Source organism: Streptomyces sp. Edi4, from assembly GCF_040253615.1.
Taxonomy (GTDB): Bacteria; Actinomycetota; Actinomycetes; order Streptomycetales; family Streptomycetaceae; genus Streptomyces.
Genome location: NZ_JBEJGY010000004.1, coordinates 7802762 through 7812208, shown reverse-complemented (window position 1 = coordinate 7812208; position 9447 = coordinate 7802762). Strand labels below are relative to the sequence as shown.

The 9447-nt window shown below is 68.0% G+C and carries 14 protein-coding genes and 1 pseudogene; 11 read left to right on the top strand and 4 right to left on the bottom strand.

What is annotated here, in order from left to right:
• Positions 1-597: 597 nt before the first annotated feature.
• Together ABR738_RS37085 and ABR738_RS37840 are read left to right on the top strand one after the other, a co-directional pair.
• Entirely contained in the window at positions 598-1203 is a 606-nt protein-coding gene (locus tag ABR738_RS37085; RefSeq protein WP_350234399.1) for an ALF repeat-containing protein, read from the top strand.
• A gap of 89 nt (positions 1204-1292) precedes the next feature.
• Entirely contained in the window at positions 1293-1901 is a 609-nt protein-coding gene (locus tag ABR738_RS37840) for a transposase (protein ID WP_502964201.1), read from the top strand.
• 205 nt (positions 1902-2106) lie between these two features.
• Here ABR738_RS37840 and ABR738_RS37070 read toward each other — a convergent pair.
• Positions 2107-2205 (bottom strand): annotated as a pseudogene (locus ABR738_RS37070) (FAD-dependent monooxygenase); the annotation flags it as partial.
• Between the two features lie 115 nt (positions 2206-2320).
• Here ABR738_RS37070 and ABR738_RS37065 point away from each other — a divergent pair.
• The 3 genes from ABR738_RS37065 (at position 2321) to ABR738_RS37055 (ending at position 3402) form a co-directional block, all read left to right on the top strand.
• Positions 2321-2719, top strand: coding sequence for a hypothetical protein (locus ABR738_RS37065; protein ID WP_350234398.1), 399 nt, complete (start codon positions 2321-2323; stop codon positions 2717-2719).
• Positions 2720-2881: 162 nt separating this feature from the next.
• Positions 2882-3184 (top strand): hypothetical protein, encoded by a 303-nt coding sequence (locus ABR738_RS37060; RefSeq protein WP_350234397.1) that lies wholly within the window; start codon positions 2882-2884, stop codon positions 3182-3184.
• 5 nt (positions 3185-3189) lie between these two features.
• Entirely contained in the window at positions 3190-3402 is a 213-nt protein-coding gene (locus ABR738_RS37055; protein ID WP_350234396.1) for a hypothetical protein, read from the top strand.
• Positions 3403-3783: 381 nt separating this feature from the next.
• On the opposite strand, the gene ABR738_RS37050 is transcribed toward ABR738_RS37055, so the two are convergent.
• Positions 3784-3981, bottom strand: a complete 198-nt coding sequence (locus ABR738_RS37050; RefSeq protein ID WP_350234395.1) for a hypothetical protein — start codon at positions 3979-3981, stop codon at positions 3784-3786.
• A gap of 93 nt (positions 3982-4074) precedes the next feature.
• Positions 4075-4905, bottom strand: a complete 831-nt coding sequence (locus ABR738_RS37045) for a hypothetical protein (protein WP_350234394.1) — start codon at positions 4903-4905, stop codon at positions 4075-4077.
• 168 nt (positions 4906-5073) lie between these two features.
• Here ABR738_RS37045 and ABR738_RS37040 point away from each other — a divergent pair, with 168 nt between their 5' ends.
• The 5 genes from ABR738_RS37040 to ABR738_RS37020 all read left to right on the top strand — a co-directional run bounded on the left by ABR738_RS37040 (position 5074) and on the right by ABR738_RS37020 (position 7639).
• Complete coding sequence (locus ABR738_RS37040; RefSeq protein WP_350234393.1) at positions 5074-5325, top strand: hypothetical protein; 252 nt, start codon at positions 5074-5076, stop codon at positions 5323-5325.
• 394 nt (positions 5326-5719) lie between these two features.
• Positions 5720-6205, top strand: a complete 486-nt coding sequence (locus tag ABR738_RS37035; RefSeq protein ID WP_350234392.1) for a WapI family immunity protein — start codon at positions 5720-5722, stop codon at positions 6203-6205.
• A 73-nt stretch (positions 6206-6278) separates the two neighbouring features.
• Complete coding sequence (locus ABR738_RS37030) at positions 6279-6734, top strand: hypothetical protein (protein WP_350234391.1); 456 nt, start codon at positions 6279-6281, stop codon at positions 6732-6734.
• Positions 6735-6869: 135 nt separating this feature from the next.
• Complete coding sequence (locus ABR738_RS37025; RefSeq protein WP_350234390.1) at positions 6870-7151, top strand: hypothetical protein; 282 nt, start codon at positions 6870-6872, stop codon at positions 7149-7151.
• Positions 7142-7639: a transposase family protein gene (locus tag ABR738_RS37020; RefSeq protein WP_350234389.1), complete on the top strand. Its 498-nt coding sequence runs from the start codon at positions 7142-7144 to the stop codon at positions 7637-7639. Before ABR738_RS37025 ends, ABR738_RS37020 begins: the two co-directional genes overlap by 10 nt.
• Positions 7640-7842: 203 nt before the next feature.
• On the opposite strand, the gene ABR738_RS37015 is transcribed toward ABR738_RS37020, so the two are convergent.
• Complete coding sequence (locus ABR738_RS37015) at positions 7843-8256, bottom strand: hypothetical protein (protein WP_350234388.1); 414 nt, start codon at positions 8254-8256, stop codon at positions 7843-7845.
• Between the two features lie 223 nt (positions 8257-8479).
• Between ABR738_RS37015 and ABR738_RS37010 the strand changes: the two genes are divergently transcribed.
• Entirely contained in the window at positions 8480-9433 is a 954-nt protein-coding gene (locus ABR738_RS37010) for an IS481 family transposase (RefSeq protein ID WP_350234387.1), read from the top strand.
• Positions 9434-9447: the final 14 nt, after the last annotated feature.

The following is a 9447-nucleotide window of genomic DNA, read 5'->3' as shown; positions in this document are numbered from 1 at the left end:
GACCTCGCCTCACGCCGCCCAGCCGGATGAGCGATCACCCACCACACGCCCGCCGATCTCGTGACCGACGCCCTGACCACCCCGATCCGCACCCGCGCCAGCCACACCGGATCGACCACACACACCGACCACACAGCCCAGCACACGAGCAAAGCATTCACCGAAGCCAGCAGGCCAGCAGGCCAGCAAGAAGTACGGCGAACCATGAGCACGCTCGAGTCCAGCACCGACAACCCACTCGCCGAACCCTTCAACACAACCTTCAAACACGAGACCCCACAAGGACAAAAAGCCGGCCCGACGAACGCCAGGCCCGACTCCACACCTCCCAACAGCTCCACCACCACAACACCCCCCACCGCCACTCCCACCCCGGACAACGATCACCCGTCGCCTCCCAGAACACCTCCCACCTCACACCAACCACCCCGCCACCAGCCACATAACCCGCGCCCAGGAATCAAGCTCAAGGCCCGTGTACCCAGCGTCAACAACAGGCAAGAAACGGGCCGAAAGACTGCCCGGAACCGGCAATGACGGGCTGACCCGCAGCGCGGATGATCTCTCTGTCTGCAACTCGATCACGGAGGCACACTCATGCGACCCACCCGCGCCGCCCTGCTCATCGCGGCCGCCGCCCTGGCGCCGACCCTCGCCGTGGCGACCCCGGCCTTCGCCTCGGGCACTACGGCCGCGTCGTCGCCCGCCGCGACGGCCCTGTCCGGCACGTCGGTCGGCCCCGCGTCCGAGGACGACGACCGTGTCGCCGTGTCCCGCATCCTGGCCCAGGCGATCAAGGACGGCGACAGACGCGTCATCCGCGACGCCAACACGGCGCTCGACGCCAATACCCCAGAAGTCCTGCGCACCTTCCTGGACACGGGCTACCGCCTCGCCCAGGCCGAGGACGACAGCGTCGCGACTTTCCGCATACTCGGGGTCGCCCAAAAGAACGGCGCCCGCGCCGTCATCCGCGAAGCCACCAAGGCCCTGGACAACGGCACCCCAGAAGCCCTCCGCGCCTTCCGCACCACCGGCTACCGCCTCGCCCAGGCCGAAGACGACAGCGTCGCCATCTCCCGCATCCTGGCCAGGCCCGGCATCAGCGACACCCTCCGCGCGGCCTGCAACAAGGCCCTCGACGGCACCCCCGAGGACATGCGGTACTTCCTGGAGACCGGGCAGTACGAGGTGGCCGGCTAGCAGAGCCACCCATAGCGGGACGGACGGGGCGTTCGGCCATGGGCCGGCGCCCCGCTCCCCTGCCTCTGCCCAAGGCGACCGACGGCCGCTTGATCCTGGCCATCGACGTCACACCATGGCTCCGGCCGGACGCCGGCACCAGCCCGGACCGGTCCTTCTGCCATACCTTTGGCCGGGGCGAGGGCAAACACCAGATGATCCCTGGCTGGCCCTACTCGGTCGTGGCAGCGCTGGGCAGCGGGCGCTCGGCCTGGACGGCGCTGCTGGACGCCATCCGCCTGGAGCCCGGAACCGACCTGGCCGCCGTCACCACGGCACACATCCGCGATGTGGTCGAGCGGCTCATCGAGGCCGGTCGTGTTGGTGATGTAGACGTCGGGGAACAGGGGTTGCGACGTTCCGTCCGACCGCTCGACCCTGGCGCTCAGGTGGACTCCCTGGGGAATCGTGCTGGCGCTGTTGAGATAGTCGGGCGTCGCCTGGTAAAACACCGCATCGTTCGGGCCCAGAATGCCGCCGTCCTTCACGGCCTTCACCGACTTCTAGGCCGTCGCCTCGTAGGTCCGCATGCTGGGCGTTCCGGTGTTCATCCCGGCCTGCCAGCAGGGAACGAGATTGGGCAGTCCGTCCTTTTTCGAGCCCGCTCCTCCGAGGACATTGGGGATCAGATGACAGCGGGCGAGCCCGGTACCGGGTGAGTTGAGGCGGGCGAACTCCTGCGCGTCATGCCAGCTGGTGATGTCCCCCTCCGCGCTGGTGCCCTCGTCGGTCGTGGTGCCGAGGCAGGCCTGGGCCACGGTCGCCCACACCCCAGCCGGGCTCCCCAGGACGGTCTGGTTGACGTGCGGGACCGATTCGGTGGTGTACACCTTGACGTGGCCGCCGATATTGCGCTGGGCGACGTGTCGCCGACGAGACCGCCGGACGGATCCGGGACCAGGCGCCGTCCGCGCCGACCACGAGGTCGAACGTCTCCTGCCGCCCGTCCGCGAAATGGACCAGTCCGGCCGTCGGACGCTTCCTTTCGATCGATCCCGTCGCGGGCGGGAGCTGCAACCGGTACAAGTACGCCTGTGCCGGCCCCCGCAACAAGTACGACCTGGACGGCACCTCTCTCATGGAGCGCGTACAGACGAACTGCAATTACTGCAACTGCGTCCGCATGCGCCGCATCTGCGACAGGTCCTCGCACAAGTGCTCGCTGCAATGGGACATGTGGTTCCGCAGGGCATGGAGCGGCGCCTACATCGAAGCCGGCTGGCGCTACGAGCTGTCGGTCAGAGGACACAGAGTCACCTCAGGCAGCTACAGCCACGGCGAATTGGGCTGGTACAACTTCCACGGGTACTGGTACGGCAATGGCGCCCGCGGCAAGCACAGCTGCTGGGGTTTCACATGTTGGAGCGACCCGGGTGACTCCGTGCAGTTCCACGCGCAGGGCATCGCCCGGTTCGGCTACACCAGGTACTGCTGGGATCGGTTCCAGAACTTCGGTGGTGGAGGCAGCTACCGCTGACCGGTCCTAACTGAACGTCCGCTGGGCCGCCCTGGCGATTCCACAGGGAGCCCTTGCCGCGCTGGCCCTGTGACCATTGCGCGGGCGTCATACCGAGACGGCTGACCCGGCCCACCCGGCCGGGTCAGCCGATCCATTCACCATCGAAAGGTGTAGAACCACGTGGCCAAGAGCGAGCCTGAGCTCCGCTACGAACAGCTCTTCGAGCAGTGGCTGAAACGCGTCGAAAACGAGTTGGGCTGGGAGATCGTCCAGAACGGACCGGTCGACTGGATCCGGGACGTCTACCACAAGCACAGGGAACTCCCCGCCGACAGATTCGCGCAGATCGCGTTCGAGCAGAAGGCCAGCTCCGTCCTGGACGCGCTCCCGCCGCTGGTCGCGCATGCCGAGCGGGAAACCGGACTCCGCATCAACATCCGGCCGGAGTTCATCCACCCTCCACCGATCTTCCCGCAGGGATAGTCACGGTGGCAGAGTCGGCCATCCAGTCCTTCGATGCTGCCGGGGTACGCGCCGAAGTAGCCGACGCCATCCAGACCTACCTCGCCGACCGCTACGGACGGCTTTGGCCCCTCTGCCCTGAACACGACAACGGCCTGCACGCCGTCGCACAGGAAGGCGAAGCGCTCTGGTGGTGCAGGGCGAAGAATCATCCGGGCAGCCGCATTCTGCCCGCGTAGACTCCACGGCCCTCTCGCGGCCCAGGCCCCTTCCTTCGCTGGGAGTCCGAGTTTCCGCGCAAGATGTCCTCGAACCTCTTCCTGACCGACGGCACGATCATCGGGCGAGCCCTGATCCAGTTCGGCGACACCGCCGACGGCTTCACAGCGAGCCTGTCGGTCTACTTTCCCGGACGAGGTTCTGGACCACCATCTCCGGCACGTCTCCGTCGAGTTCAGAAACTGGATCGTCGCCGCGGCGGCGGAACGAGCCTGAATACGTGCGGGTGACGCCTGCCGAGGGTTGACGTCGTCAGTCAGACGTCGAGCAGCTGAGGGCCCAGCAACGTACCGGCGTATGCGGCCTCCGGCTCCCAGAGCCAGGCCGCTTTCCTCCACCCATCACCGCAGGTCCATGGGCTTGTGAGCCTTGGCCAGTTGCGCGGACAGTCGCCGGTACATCGGCGCCGTGTGCGGCAGCGCCCCTTCGGAGAACAGGCGGTACATGACCTGGCGCAGCTTGACGCCGCCCTCGTAGCTCTCCACGATCTCCTGGGCCCGCGCCACCACGGCCGACCACCGGATGCGTTCCCGTGCCATACCGGTACTTGTACCCATCGCGTCGCCGCCAGCGGAGCGGGCTTGCCCAGGGTCACCTTGGGCTTGCCCGAGCCCGCCGACGGCTTGCCCGGCTCAGCGGCGCAGACGTGAGAACCAGCCGGTGGCCTTCTGCTCGGGCACGGATTGCCCCTGCTCCTGGTCCTGGTCCCGGAGAGTCGCACCCGGCCAGGCTTCCTCCAATTCGGCCCTCGAGTGCCGCCGGTCGCAGTCCCCGCCCAGCGTCGGTCGGGGCTCCTGGGATGTGCTGCCCCAACCGTCACGCTCGGTGGCCCGCCACCGTTCGTTGGCGAAGTCGCCACCGCACTGGGTGCAGACGGGGCGCCGGGTGTTCCGCCGGAAGCCGTGCTGCTCCACGTCCGCGCGCTCCTGCTCCTGGTGCTCCTGCGGACCGGCCGCCGTGCCGCCGGCGGCCGGTCCGGACTTCTGCTTGCAGGTGTCGCACAGGTGCGGGTGGGAGTCCGGGGTGCCCCAGTCCGTCACCTGTGCCGCCTCCCACCGTGCGTCGGTGAACTTCGCCCCGCAGTCGGCGCACACGGGACGACGCGCCTCACGCTCGGCTACCTTCTTCGCCGCCTGCTCCTGCGCCGCGCGCTGCACCTTCGCCTGGTACTCCCGCTGAGCACGCGCGGTCTCTTCCCGGGCGCGGGTATCGGCGGCCTCGCGGCGAGGGTTGCCGATCGCCCCCCGCAGGGGCTCCATGTGGTCGCGGCCGAAGCGGAGGAAGACCGCGCCGGTCGGGCCGTGCTGGCTCAGGTTCTTCAGCCCGGTCGCGATGGTCGGGATCCGCCCGTCGTAGCGATGGTGTCCGGCCTTCTGCCGCTCGCCCTCCCACAAGTGCCGGGTGAGTTCCATCAGGCGCGGGATCGTGCGGTTGGGGTTGCGCTCGCCGATCCGGTTGAACACCAGCAGGACGGGCGGGTGCGTCTAGTCACCGGAAGAGGTGTCCGGGGACGTCCAGCGGGTGCGCCACATCGGGCGCTCCTTGCCGTCGGTGTCCTTCACCTTCCGCTTGAAGAGCTGGCGTTCATCCTGCTGCGGATCGCAGAGGACATCGTCTGGCCCGTCACGGCCGTGGACGCAGAGGCCGACCTGTGCGCGGACTCCTTCGCCCTGGACGAGGTCGGATGCGTGCTGCTGTCCGCGCTGCGCGACTGGGCGCGGGACTCTCCCACCACGGCGGTGCCGGGCATCGCCCGCAGCATCATCCGGTTCATGGTGAGCATCGTCCCGCACCCCGACCACGAGAACACCGCCGACACCTTGGAGGTGTCGCGCGACGCGCACCTGGCGGTGGCTCACGCGGCGAACGGTGCGCACCGGTAGGCGCACCACCGTGCGGGGTGGATGCGCACAGGGTGCGGTGCGGTGGTGCGCCCGGGTCCATCCGGTGCGCGCCACGATGCGCACCGCCGTCCATCCGGTGCGCCTCCAGTCGGTGGGCGGTGCGCACCGGTGCGGTCGGCGCGCGGGAGTGGTGCGCACCGGGGTGGGGTCGGTGCGGTGGAGTGAGCCTCCGCCAACTTGAAGCCGCAGGTTAAAGGGCTGGTGTGGTCGGTCCTCAGAGTGCTCGTGCTGGTCGTGGGCGGGAGCCCATCGAGAAGATCGTCTGACAGAGGTCGGGATTGTCTCCGAAACGGAGTCAGGGGCGGCGCTCTGGCCCGTGCACCTGGGCTGGGGGCGCAGTCAGCTGCTGGTCAGCGCATGACATCCTGGCCCGGTGCTCCTGAACGATCTCTCCAACAGTGTCGACCTCCGGCCAGTGCGCTATCAGTTCGTCACCGTTCGGGGCGACTCGTACGACGACAACTGGCTGGTCATCGAGGGCACGGTGGCGACTCCTGAGGGAAAGTGGTCCTTCGCCGATCCGTGTCTGCTCACCGATGAAGCCCGCCAGGTGTCCGCGTGGCTGCGCGCGGTGGCCGCAGGGACGGTGGACGTCACCGAACCTGATGCCGAAGGCGAGCTGTCGCCTGACACGTGGTTCATCGAGCCGGTCGTGGCATTCAGCCTCGCCCATCGAATCGAGAGCGGGACCGCGGTGATCCGCGTTCATCTGTCTCTGGAGGCGGCACCTCCGTGGCAACAGGGCGATGATGGGGCTGACATCTACCAGTACGTCGTGGAGGTCAGGTTGGACACCGCAACGCTGCTGCACGCGGCTGACGAGTGGGACCGCTCTCTGGCTTCCCTCCCGTCCCGCTGATCGAGCCACCCGACACTCCCTGGACAACCGATTCCTACCTGCTGGGGTCGGGTGCCCCTCTACGATCCGGTGCATGCTGGATCCCGAACTGCTGGAACGGATCACCGCGCGGCGCGCGGAACTGGACGAACTCGAAGAGCAGCTGGCCAAACAGCTGGCGGAAGTGCGAGCCGAGCGGGACGAACTCGCAGTCGCCGAGCGCGTCCTTGAACGGATGACCGGGCAGCTCGCCGAGGAACGCGCCTCCGCCGGTCCGGTGCCCGGGCAGGTGGGCGGCCGGGCGGTGATGCTGATTCCGCACCGTGAATCGGGCGTGGAGGAGGACTCGCTGCCGTGGGACTATCAGCGCATCCTCGCCGCCGTGCAGCAGGCCGCCGGACCGGTCATGGCCCGCGAGGTCGGCGAGGCGGTGGGGGTGGGTGTCAGCGTGAAGGCCAAGCTGGAACCACTACGCAGCAAGCTGATCAGACTCGTCGATCGCGGCTGGCTCCGCAAGCTGCCCGACGGCCGGTTCACCACCCGCCTGTGATCAGGAAAGCCACCACTCGGAGTAGACCGGCGCGGGCGTAACCGGGGTGCCCCCGGCGGCCGTTGGAATTGTGTGACGAATACCAAAGAGCGCACAGAGGACACCCTCCCGCTTGTCTACCGGTGCCGTCTGCCGTTGTCCACGCGCACCGTCAACCACCTCGCCGATCTGCTGCGGCGTCACCTGAAAGTGATCCGGTCACGATGGCGGATCTTGCCGCCCGGACGAATCGTGGTGATCGTCCTAGCCGTGCTGCGCCACGACCAGCGCCTGGCCGACATGGCCGGCGGCAACGACGTGTCCGAGTCCACCGTCCGCCGCTGGCGCGACGAGTTGATCGCCCTGCTTGCCGCGCAGGCCCCGCGCCTGGACCGCGCCCTGAAGAAGGTCGCCGGCAGGGCGGGGAGGTGGTTCTGATCGACGGCACCCTCATCCACACCCAGCGCCGCACCGGGAAGGCCGACCGGCGTAACTACTCCGGCAAGCACCGCAGCCATGGCCTGCGCTTCCTCGCCCTGACCGACGAGAACGGGCGCCTGATTTTGATATCCGCCGCCCGGCCCGGCCGCACCCACGACAACACCGCCGCCCGCCACAACCACATCCTGGCCCACCTGCGCGCCGCCGGTCTCGGAGCGTTGGCCGACCTCGGCTTCCGCGGCCTGGACAACGACGTACTCGATCCCGTGATCGTCACCGGCTTCCACGCCAGCCGCACTCACAAGCTCACGCCCGGCGAGAAGACCGCCAACCGCGTCCTCGCCATCGGACGCGCACCGGTAGAGCACGGCTTCGCCCACCTCAAGAACTGGCGGATCCTCACCAAGCTCCGCACCGACCCCGCCCAAGCGACCCGTCTCCTGCGCGCCCTGCTCGTTCTGACGAACCTCGAAGTCAACCGCTGACAAACGATCTACTCCGCAGACAGCCGCCCACGACCAGCACGAGCACCCCGAGAGCCGGTCACACCAGCCCTTTGACCTGCGACTTCAAGTTGGCGGAGGCTCACTCACGCCCGATGTCGTCCACTCCACCGAGTGGAGTCGGGCATCGTCGATGCGCACAACCGCACGGGGTGCGCACCTCGGTGGTCGTCCTCTTGGCCGGACTACTGTTTGGTGACGGGCAGTGGCTTGCGTGTGGCGTGGTCCAAGATCGTGCGGTTGCTCAGCGGGGCCTGGAGCTTGTAACTCACATGATCGAGTCTGATGTTGGCCGCGCAGACTTCGCCGGCCTTCTGATGTGTGGTCAGTGACAGAGAGAGTGTGACCGTTGTTTGGCTCTCGGTTCCTGTGAGCTGCCCCTTCTGGCACCCGCCGACCGGGATGACCGTGGTGATGGTCTTGCCGTCTGGGGCGAGGAGTGCCCCTCTGGAGATCGGCTGGGTGGTTGAGGACGGAGTCGATTCAGGGGTCGTTACCTTGGTTGATTTCCCGCATGCGGTGACCACGAGGCCGCTGACGAGCGCGACCGCAAGGGTGATCGCAGGACGTGGGCGTCGGTTCATGCCGGTGGGACGCATGGCGGGTACTCCCGGTTCCGGTGGGGATGGCGCGGTGCCCGGGTTGGTGGCATGAGTGGGACGGTGTGCGTGCCACCAGCCCGGGCAGTGCTGCGGCACTAGGTGTATTGCCCCGGGAGGTTGTGGACGGGTGAGCCAGGTCTCGGTTGAGAGCTCTTGAACGGGTGAGGGCCTTCCGGGTTCGGTGTGGATTGCGACGTCTACACCGACCAGAAAGGCCCTCGTGCCCCACCGTAATGCACCGCTGACCGAGACCGGCCGCCTACGTCTGGCCCGCTGTGTGGTCGAGGACCGCTGGCCGTTGCGGCGAGCCGCCGAGCGTTTCCAGGTCTCACCCACCACGGCCCAGCGATGGGCCGAGCGCTACCGGCAGTCCGGCGAAGCAGGGATGTCCGACCGTTCCTCCCGTCCGCGGACCAGCCCGCGCCGCACCCCGACCCGGACCGAACGACGGATCATCAAGGTGAGGCTCCTGCGCCGCTGGGGACCGGCCCGCATCGCCCACCTGCTGGGTCTGGTGCCCTCCACCGTCCACCGTGTGCTGACCCGCTACGGCCTGGCCCGCCTCACCCACCTGGACCGCGCCACCGGCCACGTCATACGCCGCTACGAACGCGACCGCCCGGGCGAGCTGGTGCACGTGGACATCAAGAAGCTCGGCAACATCCCCGACGGCGGAGGCCACAAGGTGCTGGGCCGGCACGCAGGACGCAGAACCCGTTCCGGCACCGGCTACAGCTACATCCACACCGCCGTCGACGACCACTCCCGCCTCGCCTACAGCGAGATCCTCACCGACGAGAAAAAGGAAACCGCGACAGGTTTCTGGCAGCGGGCCCACGCCTACTTCACCGGTGTGGGTATCACCGTCGAACGCGTCCTGACCGACAACGGCAGTTGCTACCGCTCGCGCACCTGGCGGGACACACTGGCGGCGGCCGGAATCGCGCACAAACGACCCCGGCCCTACCGGCCCCAGACCAACGGCAAGGTCGAACGCCTCAACCGCACCCTGCTCGACGAATGGGCCTACGCCCGCCCCTACCGGTCAGAACAGGAACGACGCGACGCGTTCCCGCACTGGTTGCACTCCTACAATCACCACCGCGGCCACACCGCACTCGCAGGCAAACCACCCGCCAGCCGCGTCCCCAACCTCACAGGGCAATACAACTAGGGCGTGTGTGATGT